The sequence below is a fragment of the Micromonospora sp. NPDC005203 genome, assembly GCF_042872705.1.
Lineage (GTDB): Bacteria > Actinomycetota > Actinomycetes > Mycobacteriales > Micromonosporaceae > Micromonospora.
On record NZ_JBIAKV010000002.1, the window covers coordinates 837,611 to 856,081 of the forward strand.

General features: G+C 71.4%; 14 protein-coding genes. 7 read left to right on the forward strand and 7 right to left on the reverse strand.

Translation table 11 applies throughout. From position 1 onward, the window contains the following. Positions 1 to 14: 14 nt before the first annotated feature. The 7 genes from ACFYPM_RS09255 to ACFYPM_RS09285 all read right to left on the reverse strand — a co-directional run bounded on the left by ACFYPM_RS09255 (position 15) and on the right by ACFYPM_RS09285 (position 10,407). The gene (locus ACFYPM_RS09255) at positions 15 to 1,130 is read right to left on the reverse strand and encodes an acetate/propionate family kinase (RefSeq protein WP_387192964.1); all 1,116 of its coding nucleotides are present in this window, start codon (positions 1,128 to 1,130) and stop codon (positions 15 to 17) included. Next, positions 1,127 to 3,196, reverse strand: coding sequence for a phosphate acetyltransferase (gene pta / locus ACFYPM_RS09260; protein WP_387192968.1), 2,070 nt, complete (start codon positions 3,194 to 3,196; stop codon positions 1,127 to 1,129). Before pta ends, ACFYPM_RS09255 begins: the two co-directional genes overlap by 4 nt. A 266-nt stretch (positions 3,197 to 3,462) precedes the next feature. Then, positions 3,463 to 3,648 (reverse strand): DUF6104 family protein, encoded by a 186-nt coding sequence (locus tag ACFYPM_RS09265; RefSeq protein ID WP_357377453.1) that lies wholly within the window; start codon positions 3,646 to 3,648, stop codon positions 3,463 to 3,465. 141 nt (positions 3,649 to 3,789) lie between these two features. Next, positions 3,790 to 7,560, reverse strand: a complete 3,771-nt coding sequence (locus ACFYPM_RS09270) for a multifunctional oxoglutarate decarboxylase/oxoglutarate dehydrogenase thiamine pyrophosphate-binding subunit/dihydrolipoyllysine-residue succinyltransferase subunit (RefSeq protein WP_387192971.1) — start codon at positions 7,558 to 7,560, stop codon at positions 3,790 to 3,792. Between the two features lie 312 nt (positions 7,561 to 7,872). Beyond that, on the reverse strand, positions 7,873 to 8,685 hold the full coding sequence (locus ACFYPM_RS09275; RefSeq protein WP_387192973.1) for an ABC transporter permease: 813 nt from the start codon (positions 8,683 to 8,685) through the stop codon (positions 7,873 to 7,875). Beyond that, positions 8,682 to 9,617 carry an ABC transporter ATP-binding protein gene (locus tag ACFYPM_RS09280; protein ID WP_387192976.1) on the reverse strand — a complete coding sequence of 312 codons (936 nt, stop codon included), beginning with the start codon at positions 9,615 to 9,617 and terminating at the stop codon, positions 8,682 to 8,684. Before ACFYPM_RS09280 ends, ACFYPM_RS09275 begins: the two co-directional genes overlap by 4 nt. Positions 9,618 to 9,759: 142 nt before the next feature. Further along, a complete protein-coding gene (locus tag ACFYPM_RS09285) occupies positions 9,760 to 10,407 on the reverse strand; it encodes a hypothetical protein (RefSeq protein WP_387192979.1) in 648 nt (215 codons plus the stop codon). Positions 10,408 to 10,557: 150 nt separating this feature from the next. Here ACFYPM_RS09285 and ACFYPM_RS09290 point away from each other — a divergent pair, with 150 nt between their 5' ends. The 7 genes from ACFYPM_RS09290 to ACFYPM_RS09320 all read left to right on the forward strand — a co-directional run bounded on the left by ACFYPM_RS09290 (position 10,558) and on the right by ACFYPM_RS09320 (position 18,298). After that, on the forward strand, positions 10,558 to 11,328 hold the full coding sequence (locus tag ACFYPM_RS09290; protein WP_387192982.1) for a GNAT family N-acetyltransferase: 771 nt from the start codon (positions 10,558 to 10,560) through the stop codon (positions 11,326 to 11,328). Next, complete coding sequence (locus ACFYPM_RS09295) at positions 11,325 to 12,290, forward strand: lysophospholipid acyltransferase family protein (RefSeq protein WP_387192985.1); 966 nt, start codon at positions 11,325 to 11,327, stop codon at positions 12,288 to 12,290. The genes ACFYPM_RS09290 and ACFYPM_RS09295 overlap by 4 nt, the downstream gene beginning before the upstream one ends. Before the next feature lie 532 nt (positions 12,291 to 12,822). Then, a complete protein-coding gene (locus ACFYPM_RS09300) occupies positions 12,823 to 13,647 on the forward strand; it encodes a DUF4097 domain-containing protein (protein WP_387192988.1) in 825 nt (274 codons plus the stop codon). Beyond that, positions 13,644 to 14,255 carry a PadR family transcriptional regulator gene (locus ACFYPM_RS09305; RefSeq protein WP_387192991.1) on the forward strand — a complete coding sequence of 204 codons (612 nt, stop codon included), beginning with the start codon at positions 13,644 to 13,646 and terminating at the stop codon, positions 14,253 to 14,255. The genes ACFYPM_RS09300 and ACFYPM_RS09305 overlap by 4 nt, the downstream gene beginning before the upstream one ends. A gap of 85 nt (positions 14,256 to 14,340) precedes the next feature. Further along, positions 14,341 to 15,042, forward strand: coding sequence for a response regulator transcription factor (locus ACFYPM_RS09310; RefSeq protein WP_355033347.1), 702 nt, complete (start codon positions 14,341 to 14,343; stop codon positions 15,040 to 15,042). After that, a complete protein-coding gene (locus ACFYPM_RS09315; protein WP_387192995.1) occupies positions 15,039 to 16,592 on the forward strand; it encodes a sensor histidine kinase in 1,554 nt (517 codons plus the stop codon). The genes ACFYPM_RS09310 and ACFYPM_RS09315 overlap by 4 nt, the downstream gene beginning before the upstream one ends. A 62-nt stretch (positions 16,593 to 16,654) precedes the next feature. Further along, positions 16,655 to 18,298, forward strand: a complete 1,644-nt coding sequence (locus ACFYPM_RS09320) for a trypsin-like peptidase domain-containing protein (protein WP_387192998.1) — start codon at positions 16,655 to 16,657, stop codon at positions 18,296 to 18,298. The last annotated feature ends 173 nt before the right edge of the window (positions 18,299 to 18,471 follow it).

Below are 18,471 nucleotides of genomic sequence, written 5' to 3' on the forward strand. Positions count from 1 at the left end.
CCTCGAACGGGTCGTCAGTGGCGGGCGACCACGTCCCGGGTCTGCCGGGCGATCTCCCGTTCCTCGTCGGTGCGGATGACACAGACGCTCACCTCGGCGCCGTCGGGTGAGATGACGCGGTCGCCCGCGCCGTCGTTGCGCGCATCGTCGACGGCGATACCGAGCCGGTCCAGGCCGGTCAGCGCGGCTGCCCGGACGGGCGCGGCGTGCTCGCCGACCCCGGCGGTGAAGGCGATCGCATCGACGTGGCCGAGCAGCGCGTAGTACGCCCCGACGTACTCGGTGATCCGCCGGCAGTACACGTCGAACGCCAGCGCCGCCGCCCGGTCCCCGGCCGCCCGGCGCGCAAGCACCTCGCGCATGTCGTTGGCCCCGGTCAGCCCGAGCAGCCCGCTGCGGTGGTTGAGCAGGTCGTCGATCTCGTCGACCGACAGCCCGGCCTCCCGGCGCAGGTGGAAGATCACCGTGGGGTCGAGGTCGCCGCTGCGGGTGCCCATCACCAGCCCCTGCAACGGGGACATGCCCATCGAGGTGGCGACGCTGCGACCGTTGGCCACCGCGCAGGCGCTGGCCCCGTTGCCCAGGTGCAGGGTGATCGTGTTGACCTGGTCGTACGGGCGGCCGAGCAGTTCGGCGGTACGCCGGGACACGTACGCGTGCGAGGTGCCGTGGAAGCCGTACCGGCGGATGTCGTACCGCTCGGCGGTGTCCCGGTCGATCGCGTACGTCGCGGCGGCCTCCGGCAGGGTGTGGTGGAACGCGGTGTCGAAGACGGCGACCTGCGCGACGTCCGGGAGCGCCGCGCGGGCCACCTCGATGCCGGCCAGGTTGGCCGGATTGTGCAGCGGGGCCAGCGGCACCAGGTCCTTGATCGCGGCCAGCACCGCGTCGTCGACGAGCACCGGCGCGCTGAACGTCCGGCCACCGTGCACCACCCGGTGCCCGATCGCCGCCAGCCCGGTGAGGTCCTGCTCGGCCAGGATCTGCCGGACCGCGCTGGCGTGGTTCGCCGGGCCGCCACCGGGCTCACCGATCCGTTCGACGGTGCCGTGGTCGAGCACCCGGTCCCCGTCGTAGTGGCGCCACTTCACCGACGACGACCCGCAGTTGAGCACCAGCACCCGACTCATGAAACCTCCTCGGTGGCCGCCTGGATGGCGGTGATCGCCACCGTGTTGACGATGTCCGGCACGGTCGCGCCGCGGGACAGGTCGTTCACCGGCCGGCGCAGACCCTGCATGACCGGGCCGACGGCGACCGCCCCGGCCGAGCGCTGCACCGCCTTGTACGTGTTGTTGCCCGTGTTCAGGTCCGGAAAGATGAAGACGGTTGCCTGGCCGGCGACCGGGCTGCCCGGCAACTTCGTCGCCGCCACCGCCGGGTCGATCGCCGCGTCGTACTGGATGGGCCCCTCGACCAGCAGGTCGGGCCGGCGCTCGCGGACCAGGGCGGTGGCCGTGGCGACCTTCTCCACGTCCGCGCCCGCGCCGGAGCTGCCGGTGGAGTACGACAGCATGGCCACCCGGGGTTCGATGCCGAACCGGGCGGCGGTGTCGGCCGACGAGATCGCGATGTCGGCGAGCTGCGCGGCGTCCGGGTCGCGGTTGACCGCGCAGTCGCCGTAGACCAGCACCCGGTCGGCGAGCAGCATGAAGAAGACGCTGGAGGCCACCGAGACCTCCGGCACGGTACGGATGATCTCGAACGCGGGTCGGATCGTCGCGGCGGTGGTGTGCGTGGCGCCGGAGATCATGCCGTCGGCCCGTCCGGTCGACACCATCAGCGTGCCGAAGTAGTTCGGCTGGGCCACGATGTCGTGCGCCAGCTCGGCGGTGACGCCCCGGTGGGCGCGCAGCCGCGCGTACTCGGTGGCGAAGTCGTCGCGCCATTCACTGGTGGCCGGGTCGACGACGTTCGCGTCGCCGAGGTCGATGCCCAGTTCGCGGGTCCGCCGGGCGATGTCGTCCGGTCGGCCGAGCAGCGTCAGCTCGGCCACGCCCCGGCGCAGCAGGATCTCTGCCGCACGCAGGATCCGCTCGTCGGTGCCCTCCGGCAGCACGAGGTGCCGGGGCTTCGAACGGGCCCGGTCGATCAGCTCGTTCTCGAACATCAGCGGGGTGACCCGCGTCGACCGGCTGACCCGCAGTCGGCGAGCCAGGTCGTCGGTATCCACACAGCGCTCGAACGCGCCCAGCGCGGCCTCCACCTTGCGCGGGTTGGCCGTGCTGGGTCGACCCTCGATCCGGCTGGACGCGGCGACCGTGTCGTAGCTGTCGCTGCCCACCGACAGCACCGCCAACCCGGTGTTCAGCCCCTGCACCAACCGCATCACCCGGGGGTCCGGCTGCTCACCGAGCGTGAGCACGAGCCCGGCCACCGACGCCTGACCGGCCACGTGCGCGGCACTCGCCGCCACGAGCAGGTCGGCCCGGTCCCCGGGGGTGATCACCAGGGCGCCCTCGGTGAGGTGGTCCAGCAGGGTCGGTACGTGCGCCGCGCCGACCACGAAATCCAGCACGTCGCGGCTGAGCGCGGCGTCGTCCCCGGCCAGCAGGGTGGCGCCGAGCGCCGCCGCCACCTCGGCCACCGTCGGCGCCGACACGCTCGGCACCTCCGGGATGGCGTACGCGGGGACCGGCAGGTCGGGCAGCGTCATCGGCTCGGTCACCCGGTTGGCGATCACCGCGAGCACCGTCGCGCCCAGGTCGGTCAGATCGTGGTACGCCCCGCGCACCGCCGACGCGACCGCCGCCGGCTCCTGCCCGAGGCCGTCCACCACCGGCACCACCACGCTGCCGAACTCGGTGGCCAGCCGGGCGTTGAAGGCCAACTCGCGAGGATGGGCCGGATCGCCCGGGTCGTCGAAGTCGCTGCCCACCACGACCACTGCCGGGCACTGCCGCTCCACCGCCCGGTACCGCTCGACGACCGTGGCGATCAGTTGCTCACGTCGGCCGTCCGCGACCAGCGCCGCCGCCTGGGTGTAGGTCGCCCCGGCCAGCTCCGACAGCGGCAGCTCGACCCGGTAACGCTCACTGAGCAGGGCGAGGATCGGATCCGGAACGGTGTCGGCGACCAACGGCCGGAACACGCCGATCCGCCCCACCTGGCGGGACAGCAACTCCGCCAACCCGAGAGCGATCGTCGACTTGCCCCCGCCCGAGCCAACGCTGGTCAGATACACACTGCGAGCCACACGCCAACCCTAGAAGATCGTGAGTGTGACGAGCCTGGTGGGCTGAGAAGGCGACCCCGGGATTGGGCGTGTCGTCGGCCGGTCGGCGAGGTGTCCAGGTCCTCCTTTGCTCTGCTTCAACCCGCGCAACAGCCGATGTCCGACTATCGGACGCTCGCCGTTGCGTCCGTTGAAGCAGAGCAAGGGAGACGACGCAGAGGTGCCGACCCCGCGCCATCAGCGTCAAGCCCGTCCGGGCCGGAGGGTCACGACGTGCGGGCGGACTGTCAGGCGTCTTCGTCGTCGGGGTCGTCCAGGCGGGCCAGGTACGTTGCCAGGCGCTCGATGGGGGTTTCGAAGTCGGGGTTGAGGTCGACGAAGTCGCGCAGGCGCTCGCCCAGCCACTCCAGGGTCACCTGCTCGGCGCCTCGGCGCTCGACCAGCTCCTCGATGCCGCGGTCCGTGAAGTACATCGGGTACGTCCTCGTGCTCGGCCCGGCGCGGGCCGGGCGGATGGGCGGGTGGGTCGGTGGGTCGGTGGGTCCGTGGACCGACGCGAGCCGGGGCAGGACCGTGGGTAACGGCCCTGCCCCGGCTCGCGTGGTGCGCTCAGGTCACGGGCGGGGGAGAGCCGCCTCGATCAGCGCGTTCTGCTCGACCTCGTGGGTCTTGGCCGAGCCGACCGCCGGGGCTGCCGCGGCCGGGCGGGAGATCCGCCGCAGCCGGACGTCCGTGAGGTGCTCCAGCAGGTTGAGCGCGACGAACGACCAGGCACCCTGGTTGGCCGGCTCCTCCTGCACCCAGGCGAAGTCCCCCGCGTTCGGGAACTGCGCGAGGGCGGCGCGGATCTCCTCCACCGGCAGCGGGTACAGCTGCTCGATCCGGAGGATCGCGGTGTCGGTGACGCCGCGATCCTGCCGGGCCTGGAACAGGTCGTAGTAGACCTTGCCGGAGCAGAGCAGCACCCGCTTCACCGACTCCGGGGCTGGTGCCGCCGTGTCGCGCAGCACCGGCTGGAAGGTGCCGGTGGTGAAGTCCTCGACCGAGGAGACGCAGAGCTTGTGCCGCAGCAGCGACTTCGGCGTGAACACCACGAGTGGCTTGCGCTTGGGCGACAGGGCCTGGCGGCGCAGCAGGTGGAAGTAGTTCGCCGGGGTGGTCGGGATGGACACCCGCATGTTGTCCTCGGCGCACATCTGCAGGAACCGCTCCGGCCGACCGGAGGTGTGGTCCGGCCCCTGGCCCTCGTGCCCGTGGGGGAGCAGCAGGGTGACGGCGGAGCGCTGACCCCACTTCACCTCGCCGGACGAGATGAACTCGTCGATCACCGACTGGGCGCCGTTGACGAAGTCGCCGAACTGGGCCTCCCAGGCGACCAGGGCGTTGATGTTCTCCACCGAGTAGCCGTACTCGAAGCCCATCGCCGCGTACTCGCTGAGCAGCGAGTCGTGCACGAAGAACCGGGAGCGCTCGCCGTCGCCGGTGAGCGACTTCAGCGGCAGGTAGTCGTCGCCGGTGCGGGAGTCGACCACCGAGGCGTGCCGCTGGACGAACGTGCCGCGACGCGAATCCTGGCCGGCGAGCCGGACCGTGACCCCGTCGTGCAGCAGCGCCCCGAGCGCGATGATCTCGCCGAAGCCCCAGTCGATGTTGCCCTCGACGGACATCTTGGCCCGCCGGTCCAGCAGTTGCTGGATCCGCTTGTGCGGGGTGAAGCCCTCGGGGAGGTTGATGTGCGCCTCGCCGATCGCCTTCACGACCGACGCGTCGGTGGCGGTGTCGACCTGCGGCTCCGGTTCCTCCTCGCGGCGCGGCCGGTTGAGCTGGCGGGGCGCCGAGGCGGCGTCCCGGGTGGCCTTGAAGACCTTCTCCAACTGCGCCTGGTAGTCGCGCAGCAGCTCTTCCGCGTCCTCCACGGTGATGTCACCGCGACCGATCAGCTCCTCGGTGTAGAGCTTGCGCACCGAGCGCTTCGAGTCAATGATCTTGTACATCTGGGGGTTGGACATCGACGGGTCGTCGCCCTCGTTGTGCCCGCGCCGGCGGTAGCAGACCATGTCGATCACGACGTCCTTGTTGAACGTCTGCCGGTATTCGAAGGCCAGCCGAGCCACCCGGACCACGGCCTCCGGGTCGTCGCCGTTCACATGGAAGATCGGCGCCTGGATCATGCGGGCCACGTCGGTGCTGTAGAGGCTGGACCGGCTGTATTCCGGGGCGGTGGTGAAGCCGACCTGGTTGTTGACCACCACGTGCACGGTGCCGCCGGTGCGGTAGCCGCGCAGCTGCGACAGGTTGAGCGTCTCGGCGACCACACCCTGCCCGGCGAACGCCGCGTCACCGTGCACCGCCAGCGGCAGCACGGTGTAGCCCTCCAGCTTGAGGTCGATCCGGTCCTGCTTGGCGCGGACGATGCCTTCCAGCACCGGGTCGACGGCCTCCAGGTGCGACGGGTTGGCCACCACCGACACCTTCACCGAGTGCGCGCCGTCCGGGGTGGTGAACTTGCCGTTCTGGCCCAGGTGGTATTTCACGTCGCCGGAGCCCTGCGTCGAGCGCGGGTCCAGGTGACCCTCGAACTCCGAGAAGATCTTCTCGTACGGCTTGCCGACGATGTTGGCCAGCACGTTGAGCCGACCCCGGTGCGCCATGCCGATGACGACCTCGTCCAGCCCGTTCTCGGCGGAGGACTCCAGCACCTCACCGAGCAGCGGGATCAGCGACTCGCCGCCCTCCAGCGAGAAGCGCTTCTGGCCCACGTACTTGGTCTGTAGGAAGGTCTCGAAGGCCTCGGCGGCGTTGAGCCGGTTGAGCACGTGCTTCTGCTCGTCGGCGGCCGGCTTCTCGTACTTGCGCTCGATCCGTTCCTGCACCCAGCGACGCTCCTCCGGGTCCTGGATGTGCATGTACTCGATGCCGACGCGGCGGCAGTACGAGTCGCGCAGCACGCCGAGGATCGAGCGCAGCTTCATCCGCTGCCGACCGGCGAAGCCGTTGACCGGGAACTCGCGGTCCAGGTCCCAGAGGGTGAGCCCGTGCTGGAGGACGTCCAGGTCGGGGTGCTTGCGGATCGTGAATTCCAGCGGGTCGGTGTCGGCCATCAGGTGACCGCGCACCCGGTACGCGTGGATCAGCTCGTGCACCCGGGCGGTCTTGTTGATCTGCCCCTCGGAGTTGACCGCGACGTCGCGCATCCAGCGCACCGGCTCGTACGGGATGCGCAGCGCGGTGAAGATCTGGTCGTAGAAGCCGTGCTCGCCGAGGATCAGCTCGTGCATCACCTTGAGGAACTCGCCGGACTGCGCGCCCTGGATGATCCGGTGGTCGTACGTGCTGGTCAGCGTGATGATCTTGCTGACGGCCAGCTCGGCCAGGGTTGCCTCGGACATGCCCTGGTAGGGGGCCGGGTACTCCATCGCACCGACGCCGATGATCGCGCTCTGCCCCTGCATCAGGCGGGGCATCGAGTGCACGGTGCCGATGCCGCCCGGGTTGGTCAGCGAGATCGTGGTGCCGCTGTAGTCGTCCATGGTCAGCTCGTTGCGCCGCGCCCGCCGGACCACGTCCTCGTACGCCTGCCAGAACTGCCGGAAGTCCATCGTCTCGCAGCCCTTGATGGAGGGAACCACCAGGTTGCGGCTGCCGTCCGGCTTGGCCAGGTCGATCGCGATGCCGAGGTTGACGTGGGCGGGGCGGACCATCGCCGGTTTGCCGTTGGCCTCGGCGAAGGAGTTGTTCATCTCCGGGTGCTGGACCAGCGCCCGGACCAGCGCGTACCCGACCAGGTGGGTGAAACTGACCTTCCCACCGCGCCCCCGGGCGAGGTGGTTGTTGATCACGATGCGGTTGTCGACGAGCAGCTTCGCCGGGACCGCGCGCACGCTGGTCGCGGTGGGCACGCTCAGCGAGGCGTCCATGTTCTGGACGATCTTCGCGGCGACGCCCCGCAAAGGCGTCGTCTGTGGGCCGTCGGCGCTCGGCGCGGCGGCCGGTTTGGCCGGGGCCGCCTTCGCCGGGGTGGCCTTGGTCGTGGCCGGCGCGGCAGCGGGCTTGGCCGGCGCGGCAGCGGGCTTGGCCGGCGACGACTGTGCGGCGGACGGCTTGCTCGCGGTCGCCGGCTTCGCCGTGGCGCTCGGCTGGCTGACCGTGGCGGCTGCCTCCGGCTGGCCGTCCGGCTCCGGCGCGGCGGCCGGCTTCTCCGACGCCTCAGCCCCGCGTGGCGTGGCCGCGCCGGGTGCCGGCCGGTAGTCGGCGAAGAAGTCGTGCCAGGCCGAATCGACGCTCGATGGGTCGGCGAGGTACCGCTGGTACATCTCCTCGACGATCCACTCATTCGGGCCGAAACCCGCCAGTGGGTTCTCCTGCGAAGTCTGCTGGGTCGACACGGCCGGTAATCGCCTCTTTCACGCGGGTTTGTGTGGCACGCGGTGTGTCCCTCGTGCCCGATTAGGAGCACGGACTGGACGGCTCCCAGGCTACGCCGTACGGATCCCTTAGGCATTTCAGCCTCGGCCCCGTGGCCGGTTTCACAGAAGATGCCAGAAGTTCAGCAACCGCTGCGCGGCCAGCCGAGGGCTGGTAGAGCGCGGCAGATCGAGGTTGCTGACGCGCGGCAGATCGCCGGCGACGCGCGGCCAGCTCCCGGCGTGGTGCCGACCCCGGAGCGGCCACTCGCCGCCCCGGGGTCGGAAACGCCGTCAGGCGATGTCGCGACGTCGAGTGATCAGGATTCCGACGATGCCACTGACCAGCGCATAGCCCACCAGCACCAGGGCGCCGACCCACCAGTCGGGGGTCAGGTCGGTGCTGCTCCCGCTGATCATGACCTGGGATGCCACCGCGGGCCAGACCACCTGCCACTTCATCACCGCCTCGTTGTCCAGCCAGCTGGAGAGGAGGAAGAAGAGCAGCTGCGCCACCTGGGTGCCGATCAGGTACAGCACCGAGGCGGTGATCACCGCGCCGAGCTGGTTGGGGATCAGCGTGCCGATGCCCACCCCGAGGACCGTCCAGATCATGTACGCCAGCAGATTCAGCAGCAGTGCCCGGTGCACCGTCCACTCGCCGAGCTGCGCGCCGTGGTCGTTCAGGCTCAGGAAGACCGATCCAGCGGCCAGGTCGATCGCCGTGGTGGCCAGCCAGAAGCCGAAGCCCAGCAGCGAGGCGGCGCCGAGCTTGGCCAGGATCACCGAGGTGCGACGCGGCGTGGTCAGGTACGTCGTGGTCGCGGTCTGGTGGAAGACCTCGTTGGTGACCATCAGGATGCCGATCAGCATCACGAACATCAGCCCCAGGTACTGCCCCGAGGTGTACAGGTTGGCCGCCTGGCCGGCGGGGGTTGCCTGGTCCCCGCTGACGCCGAAGTCCTCCTGGTTGCCGCCGAGCACCTGGCTGGCGAGCCAGGCGTTGACGACGAAGGCCAGCACCAGGGCGAGGAACGCGCCGAGGGCCAGCCACCACCAGGTGCTGGTCGTACGGATCTTGAGCAGTTCGGCTCGGACCAGGTTCATCGGATGCCCGCCTTTCCGGCCGTCAGCTCCAGGAAGACCCGTTCCAGGTCGGGTCGTTCGGTGGTCAGTTCGTGCAGCTCGACGCCGGCGGCCAGGGCGGTCCGGCCGATCGTCGGGGCGTCCACCCCGGCGACCAGCAGCACGCCCTGCTCGTCGGTGTCGACGGTCGCCGACTGCGCCTTCAACGCCGCGACCAGCGCCTCGGCCTGCGGCGTGCGGACCCGTACCCGGGCGGTCTGCGCCATCGAGCCGAGGACCTGGTCGACAGGTCCCTGCCGGACCAGCTGCCCGGCCGCGATGATCACCACGTCGTCGGCGAGGAGCTGCATCTCCGACAGCAGGTGGCTGGAGACCAGCACGGTCCGGCCCTCGTGGGCCAGGTTCTTGAGGAACCCGCGCATCCACCGGATGCCCTCCGGGTCGAGCCCGTTGGCCGGCTCGTCCAGGATCAGCACCCGGGGGTCACCGAGCATCGCCGCGGCGATGCCGAGCCGCTGCTTCATGCCCAGCGAGTAACCCTTGAACTTGCGCTTCGCCGCCGGGCTCAGCCCGACCAGGGCCAACACCTCGTCGGCCCGCTGCTTCGGCAGCCCGGCCGCCGCGCAGATCACCCGCAGGTGGTTGATGCCGGTGCGGCCCTTGTGCGCGCTGGAGGCTTCCAGCACCGCGCCGACGTGCCGGAGCGGGTCGGTGAGATCGGCGTACCGGTGGCCGCTGATGGTGGTCGCGCCCGCGGTCGGCGTGACCAGGTTCAGCAGCATGCGCAGGGTGGTGGTCTTGCCAGCGCCGTTCGGGCCGAGGAAGCCGGTCACCCGCCCCGGTGCCACGGTGAAGGACAGGTTGTTCACCGCCCGCACGTTCTTGTACTGCTTCGTCAGACCGGACACCACGATCTGACCGTCGCTGGTGGGGCTTCGCTGCCCGTCAGTCATCGTTCTCCTCCCGTGTACGGCGTCGAGGTACGCCGTGGCACAGCGTGACGGCCCGGGGCACCAAGGTCAATCAGGCTCGGTTCCTATGTTCGTCTCCGTCGCGGGGCGGAGGCGACTCCGCCCTGCGGACGACAGACCGGGCTCAGCGGGCGATCCAGGTCGCCCGCGCCGCGCCGAGCAACGCGCCGTCCGGGCCGTACAGGCTGGTGTGCACGAGCGCCTTGCGGCCATCGACGTCGAGCAACGCCCCGGTCACCACGCAGTCGTCGCCCGGCCCCGGCAGCGCCCTGACCACTGCGGCGATCCGACCCAGCAGGTACGGGCGGCCCGGCGCGAGGACCGTCCAACCGCCGGAGCAGTCCAACGCTGCCCAGACCGTGGGCGCGCTGACCCGCTCGGGCGCCCGGAACGGCGCGGCGGTCCGCCCATCAGGTAACCGGCCGGGAAAGATCCGCAACCCGTCGGTCCGCTGCGGCCCGCAGCCGAAACAACCGGGGAACGGATGCTCGACCAGGCCGGGGTAGCGCGTCGCCGCGGCCACCGCGGTGTCCAGGTCCACCGGGGGTACGACGACGTCGACCACGCCGGCCGGGCGCACCTCGGCCACCAGTTCGCCGGCCGGGTCACGGACCTCGCCCTCGGTCAGGATCAGCTCGGTGTCCAGTGGTGGCGGTCGGCGCAGCGTCACCTCGACCGGGCCCGTGCCGCCGGTCTCGGCGGCGAACACTCCCGCGCTCCAGCCGCCGTTGCCCGAGCCGGGCGGCCCGTTGTAGCGGGACTCGATCCGCATCGTCGACCTCCGGTGGGGCGTGCCGGCGTCGTCGCCGGTTCGTCGCGCAGCGTCGCACGACCACCGGTGGGACGCAGCTGCCGGCCGGCGTTCATCCTGCCGACACCGGTGGTCTGGGTGAATGGCAACCCGAGCACCTACACAGATCCCATGGCCGTTCTGCATGCCGCTGGCGCACCCCTGACGACCAGCGGATACACCCTGCTGATCGCCGACGACCCCATCCAGGTCGCGGCCGCGCAACGCCTGCGCCACGAGGTGTTCGCCACCGAGCTCGGCGCCACCCTCCTCCCCGATGCCGCCGGGCTGGACGTGGATCCCTTCGACGCGCACTGCGACCACCTGATCGTCCGCGAGGACAGCACCGGCCAGGTGGTCGGCACGTACCGGCTGCTGCCGCCGGGCCGCAGCACCCGGCGGTACGCCGAGGACGAGTTCGACCTCGGCGCGCTCGATCCGCTCCGCGACGACCTGGTCGAGGCGGGCCGGTCGTGTGTGCACCCGGACCACCGCTCCGGTGCGGTGATCAATCTGATGTGGGCGGGCATCGTCCGATACCTGCACCTGAGGGGCTCCCGTTGGCTCGGCGGCTGCGCGTCGGTGCCGGTGGCCGACGGTGGTCGGACGGTCGCCGAGGTGTGGACCCAGGCCCAGACTCGGCACCTGTCGCCGCCGCCGCTGCGAGTCCGCCCGCTGCGGCCCTGGTTCGCCGAGTCGGCCGCCGCACCGGTGGCCGTCGATCCGGCGGGCCGCGTCGCGGTACCGCCGCTGCTGCGCGGCTACCTCCGGCTGGGCGCGTGGATCTGCGGCGAGCCGTCGTACGACCCCGACTTCGGCTGCGCGGACTTCTACGTGCTGTTCTGCCTGGACCGGATGAATCCGCGTTACCTGCGGCACTTCCTGGGCGAGGCGCAGCGATGACCGCCGGGTCGCACGACCTGTGGCGGCCGTCGTCGGGTTGCGACGACGACTGTCTGCCACCGAGCGGCGCGGTGCCCACCGTGTCGGTGGCCCGTCGGGTGCTGCGGTTGGTCGCCGTGTCCGGCATGCTGCTGGCCGGCGTCGGTCTGGTGGTGCTGCTGCCCGTACTGCCGGTCCGGGAGCGGCACGCGGCGGTGCGCGGTTGGGCCCGGTCCACCGCGCGGGCCTTCGGGGTCCGGCTGGTGATCCGGGGTCGACTGCCCCGGCGGCGGGCGCTGCTGGTCGCCAACCATGTCTCGTGGCTGGATATCCTCGCGGTGCTGGCCGTCGCGCCCACCCGGATGGTGGCGAAGCGGGAGATCCGCTCCTGGCCGGTGTTCGGCCTGCTGGCCGCGGTGGCGGGGACCGTCTTCGTGGACCGCGCCCGGCCGCGCGCGCTACCGGCCATGGTCGGCCGGATCGCCGACACGCTGCGCGCCGGCCGGTCGGTGGCGGTCTTTCCGGAGGGGACGACCTGGTGTGCCGGTGCCGGTGCGGCCGACTGCCGCCCCGGCGGCGGCTTCCGGCCCGCGACGTTCCAGGCGGCCATCGACACGGGCAGCCCGGTGGTGCCACTGCGGCTCGCCTACGCCCGCGCGGCCACCGGTACGACCACCACCGCCGCTGCCTTCCTCGGTGCGGACACGTTGCTGCGGTCGGTCGTCCGGGTTGTCACGGCGCGGGATCTGGTGGTGTCGGTGACGGTCGCCGCCGCGTTGCATCCGGCCCGTACCGCCGACCGGCGGTTGCTGGCTCGGGCTGCCGAGTCGGCCGTACACCTGGTGCCTGCGGCGGGTGCGGTGACGCGGGCCCGGCTGCACCCGGTGCCCACGACGACCCCGGCGGTCGCGGTGCCCACGGCGATCCCGGCGGTGCCCGTGCCGACGCCGGCCGTCGGCGGCGGGCTGGATCTGGCGGCCTGAGAACGGCCGCCCCGCCCCCCGCCCCCCGCCCGCGCCCCGCCCCGCCCCGCCCCCCGCCCCGCCCCGCCCCGCCCCGCCCCGCCCCGCCCCGCCCCGCCCCGCCCCGCCCCGCGATCTTGCACTTCCTGCCCCGACATTAAGGTGTATTCCGGCTTAAATCGGCGACAGAAAGTGCAAGATCGGCGCGGTTCTCCTGCTCGACGTGGCTTGATCTACAAGCCCCGACGGTCAGCAGCGCGGTTGAACCGTCGGCCACAGCCGTAAGGCAACGGCGTTGACATCCAGGATTGAGCGCGATCTTGGGTGATGGGGCGGGGTTCGCGGAGCGCGATCTTCGCAACTTCGGTGATGTTGCTGCCTGGGGTCCCGTCTGAGGCAGCAACATCCGGGAAAGTGCGCGGATCTTGGTGCGGATCTTGGCGCACGCGGGATGGCCGCCAACTCGCGACCTGTCTTGTGGTGTCGCGATGTATCGCGTTACTGTGTTCCCTGTCAGGCGCGTTTCCGCGCGCCGTCGAGAGGAGGACGCGCCATGGCCGGATGGACGGTCGAGAGCCCGCGGCGGCTCACCGTGGACGGACCGGTCACCCGGTTGGACGTCCGCCTGGTCAGTGGGCGGCTCAACGTGGTCGCCGCCGAAGGCCCGACCCGGATCGACGTGACCCAGGTCGGCCGTCGGCCGGTCCTGATCGACAATGCCGACGGTCGGCTCACCATCCGTCAGGAGCGCGGCCACGGCTGGTCGGACCTCCTGCGGTGGTTCCGGATGATCCACCGCTACCCCCGGGTGGACGTCTCCATCGCCGTGTCCGCCGACGTCCTCGCCGACCTCGGCCTGGTCGCGGGCTCGCTCGTCGTCTCCGGCCTGCGCCGGCAGACCAGGGTCCACGTCACCGCCGGCCAGATCACCCTGATGGGGCTGCGTGGCAACACCACGGCGCACATCACCTCCGGCCCGGTGGAGGCGCTCGGCGTCCGCGGCGACCTCACCCTGGAGACGGTCTCCGGTGAGGTGATCCTCGCCGACAGCGCCGCCGACCGGGTACGGGCGCAGACCGTCTCCGGGGCCATCACCTGTGACCTGGACAATCCTCGGGGCAGCGAGATCCGGCTGACCACGATCTCGGGCGGCATCACCGTCCGGGTCCGCGCGGACAGCGACCTCGCCGTCCAGCTGAACACCGCCTCCGGGCGCATCACCAGCGGCTTTCCGCAGCTGCGCAGCTCGACGTTCCCGGTGCGCAACAGCGAGGGAGTGATCGGCGCCGGCAACGGTAAGCTCTGGGCTTCCGCGACCTCGGGGAGCATCGCCCTGCTCGCCCGAGCCGTCGACCATGATGGGGAGGAGCTGCCGTGACCGCCGTGTTCAGCCACGGGCGGCTCCGGCTCTACCTGCTCAAGCTGCTCGACGACGGCCCGAAGCACGGTTACGAGCTGATCCGCCTGCTGGAGGACCGTTTCCTCGGGCTCTACGCGCCCAGTGCCGGCACCATCTACCCCCGCCTGCAACGGCTGGAGGTCGAGGGCCTGGTCAGCCACACCGCGGCCGGCGGCCGCAAGACGTACGACATCACCGACGCCGGCCGGGCGGAGCTGCGCCAACGGGCCGGCGAGTTGGAAGCCCTCGAGGCGGACATCGCGGCCTCGGTGGCCGACCTCTCCACCCTGGCCGGTGAGATCCGCAGCGAGGTACGAGGCTCGGTTCGCGACCTCAAGCGGGAGCTGAGCGAGGCCACCCGGCAGACCCGACGCACCCGCTGGGACGCGCCGGCGCCGCCGCCCCGGCCGGCGTCAACCGTCGGGCCGCAGACCGAGCTGCTCGACGAGCTCGACAAGCGGCTGCTCGCGTTCAGCGCCGAGGTGGGCCGGTTGACGCGCGCCCGGCAGTTCAGCGACACCCAGCTGCGCACCGCGATCCGGCTGCTCGACGGCGCCCTGGACGGGCTGCGCCGCCTGCTGCGTTGACCGGAGTCGCCGTACGGCGGTGACTCACAGGTTTTTTGCAGGAAGTGTCCAGCGCTGGCGCAGTGATGTCACCGATGATGGGCGCATGCCCGCTACCCAGACCGAGGCGCGACTTCTCGTCGTCGAGGACGACCCCAACATCCTCGAACTGCTCTCCGCGAGCCTTCGCTTCGCGGGGTTCGACGTGGCCACCGCGACCAGTGGGAGCGCGGCGCTCAACGCCGCCAAGGACCACCGGCCCGACCTGGTGGTGCTCGACGTCATGCTGCCGGACCTGGACGGCTTCGAGGTCATCCGGATGCTGCGCGAGGGCGGCACGCGTACCCCGGTGGTCTTCCTGACCGCTCGGGACGCCACCGACGACAAGATCCGTGGGCTGACCCTGGGTGGTGACGACTACGTCACCAAGCCGTTCAGCCTGGAGGAGTTGACCGCCCGGATCCGGGCCGTGCTGCGCCGCACCACGACCGGCGGGCAGGCGCCCTCCCGGCTCACCTTCGCCGACCTGGAGCTGGACGAGGAGACCCACGAGGTGCACCGGGCCGGCCAGCGCGTGCAGCTGTCGCCGACCGAGTTCAAGCTGTTGCGCTATCTGATGCTCAACGCCAACCGGGTGCTGTCCAAGGCGCAGATCCTCGACCACGTCTGGAACTACGACTTCCGTGGTGACGACAACATCGTCGAGTCCTACATCTCCTACCTGCGCCGCAAGGTCGACACCACCCAACCCCGGTTGATCCACACGCTGCGTGGGGTCGGGTACGTGCTGCGCAAGCCGGCGGCGTGAACGCGGTCCAGCAGGCGAAGGGACGGCTGCGGGGCGTACCGCTGCGGGTCAAGCTGGTGACCGCGGTGCTGCTGCTCGTCGCCGCCGCGCTGCTGGTGATCAGTTCGCTGACCACTGTCTTCCTGCGCAGTTACCTGGTCACCCAGGTCGACAGCGAGTTGAGTGGCTCGGCACGCAGCCTCGACGAGGTCGTCGCCGCCCGGCAGGGCAGTGTGGGTGTGGGCTTTCCGACCGACTACCTGGTGGTGGTCATCAACTCGAGCAACGGCCGGGACCTGGTCTACGACAACAAGCGTTTCGTGCTGGGCGACCTGCCACCGTTTCCGTCGGACGCCGCCGGCTTCGAGAAGCTGGAGGGTAAACCCTTCACCGTCCGGGCCCGGGACAGCAAGGTGCGCTGGCGGATGCTCTACACCCAGTTGCCCAACGGTCAGCCCCTGGCCATCGGTCAGCACCTCACCGACGTCGACCTGGCGGTGAAGCGGCTGGTCTGGATCGACCTGCTGGTCGGTGGTGCGGTGCTGATCATGCTGGCCTCGGTGGGTGCGGCGATCGTCCGGACCAGCCTCAAACCGCTCGTGGAGATCGAACGAACGGCTGCCGCCATCGCCGGCGGCGACCTGACCCGGCGTGTGCCCGACCCGGAGGAGGGGCAGGTCGAGCCCACCTCCGAACTGGGCCGCCTCTCCCGCGCGTTGAACGCGATGCTCACCCAGATCGAGGCGGCGTTCACCGCCAGGGCCGCCTCGGAGATGTCGGCGCGCTCGGCGGAGAGCTCCGCCCGGGACGCCGCCTACGCCGCTCAGGCATCCGAGGCGCGGGCCATCCGCTCCGAGGAGCGGATGCGCCGCTTCGTCGCGGATGCCTCGCACGAACTACGGACCCCGCTGACCACCATCCGCGGTTTCGCCGAGCTGTACCGGCAGGGCGCGGCCCGCGAGCCCGAGCAGACCGCCGGCCTGCTGCGCCGCATCGAGGACGAGGCGGCCCGGATGGGGCTGCTGGTGGAGGACCTGCTGCTACTCGCCCGGCTGGACCGGGAACGGCCACTCGCACTGAGTCCGGTGGAACTGCCGGTGCTCGCCTCCGACGCCGTACAGGCCGCCCGGGTGATCGCTCCGGACCGCCGAATCGAGTTGGAGATCGAGCCCGGATCGGGTCCGCTCGTCGTCTCCGCCGACGACCCGCGGCTGCGTCAGGTGATCGGCAACCTGGTCACCAACGCGCTCACCCACACCCCGCCGGACGCCGAGATCCGGGTGCGGTTGCGGGCCGAACCGGGAGGCCAGGCCGTCATCGAGGTGGCCGACAGCGGTCCGGGCCTGTCGCCGGAGCAGGCAGAACGGGTCTTCGAGCGGTTCTACCGGGCCGACGCGGCACGCACGCGGCGGGCCGACGGCAACACCGGCACCGGCCTCGGCCTGGCGATCGTGGCGGCGCTCGTCGCCGCGCACGGCGGCTCGGTCGAGGCGGTCGAGACACCCGGCGGCGGGGCCACCTTCCGGGTCCGGTTGCCGCTGCTGCCGCAGGTCGACGACGTCGGCGAGTGACTTTCAGCCAACTTCCAGGACGGTTCCAGGTTGATTGCAGTGCCAAGGGAGAAGGTAGTGCCATGACCGAGTACGAGTCCGACCCGCAGCGCCGGCCGGCCCCCACCGACGCCGAGCCGTCGCACCCCACCGCCGAGCTGCCACGCGACGAGCGCGCGCAGTCCGACTCCCCGACCACTCCCGTCCAGGTCGTTTCGACCACGGGTGACGCGCCGGCCGCCGGTGACGCGCCGACCACCGGCGACACCTCGACCACCGCCGTCACCGAGGCCGCACCCGCCGCCTACGGCGCACAGCCGGCCAGCACGCCGCCGGCCGCGCAGCCGACCGGATACGAGCCGCCGGCCACCGCTGGATCCGCGCCGCCGTACCCGGTCTCCGGCTACCCGGCGCCCGGCCAGTCCGGCTATCCCACGCCCGGCCAGTCCGGCTACCCGCAGCCGAACGCCGGCCGGTACCCCGGTGCCCCCTGGTACGCGGGCCAGCAGTCCGGCTGGGCCGGTGGGGGACAGCCGGGCATGGCGTACCCGCCGCACCAGCAGCAGCACGCCCCGCACCAGCAGCAGCACCCCGGGCAGCACGCCCAGCACCCGGGTCAGCCGGTCCCGCCGTGGGGTCCGCAGGTCGCACCGCCCGGTAGCGGTCCCCGGCCCGGCCGGATCGCCAAGTTCGCCGGCGCCGGCGTCGCGGTGTTCGCGCTGATGCTCGGCTCCGGCGTGGCCGGAGGGGCGCTCGCCCTCGCTCTCGACGGCGACGGCGGTGGCGTCACCCGCACCTACACCGCGGCACCGGTGCTCAACAGCGCCGACCTGCCGAAGATCGCCGCGTCCGTGCAGGACAGCGTCGTCTCGATCACCACCGGCAGCGGCGAGGGCTCCGGCGTGGTGCTCACCGCCGACGGTTACGTGCTGACCAACAACCACGTGGTCGCCTCGGCCAGCGGTGACACCGTCCAGGTGGTCTTCGCCGACGGCACGAAGGCACCGGCGAAGATCATTGGCACCGACCCGAAGACCGACCTGGCCGTGGTCAAGGCCGACGGGGTCACCGACCTCAAGCCGGCCAAGTTCGGCGACAGCGACGCCATGCAGGTCGGCGACCAGGTGCTCGCCCTGGGCAGCCCGCTCGGTCTGCAGGGTTCGGTGACCTCGGGCATCCTCAGCGCCCGGGACCGCACCATCCGGGCCGGCGAGGGCCAGCAGCAGGACCCGACCCAGCAGAGCCAGCCCGTCAGCTCGATCTCCGGTCTGCTCCAGACCGACGCGCCGATCAACCCGGGCAACTCGGGCGGTGCGCTTGTCAACACCCGGGGTGAGGTGATCGGCGTCAACACCGCCATCGCGACCTCCGGGCAGAGCACCGGCAACATCGGGGTCGGGTTCGCCATCCCCAGCAACAAGGCGAAGGACGTCGCCGGCAAGCTCCAGCGCGGCGAGAAGGTCAGTCACCCGTCGCTCGGAGTGGGCGTCAACCAGGCCGAGGGCGGCGGCGCGCTGGTCGCGTCGATCGCCCCGGGCAGCCCGGCCGAGAAGGCCGGCCTGCAACGCGGCGACGTCGTCACCCGGTTCGGCGACAAGCCGGTCAACGACTCGGACGACCTGGTCGGCGCGGTCCAGGCCGGCAAGGTCGGCGATCGGGTCGAGGTGCAGTTCAAGCGGAACGGCGCCGAGAAGTCGGTGTCCGTGACGCTCGCCGAGACGAACTGACAGATATCTGAACCTGCTTCCTCCCGCCGGCGGCGGGTGGCGGGGCCGAGGGGGTCGGCTCCGTCACCCGCCGCGCTTTTTCGGCCGGCCAGGACGGCGGTTCACCCGGATCGGGTGAGCCGCCGTCACCCGTGTGCCCGGCAGATTTCGGTGCGCGAGTCTCGGCGACCGAA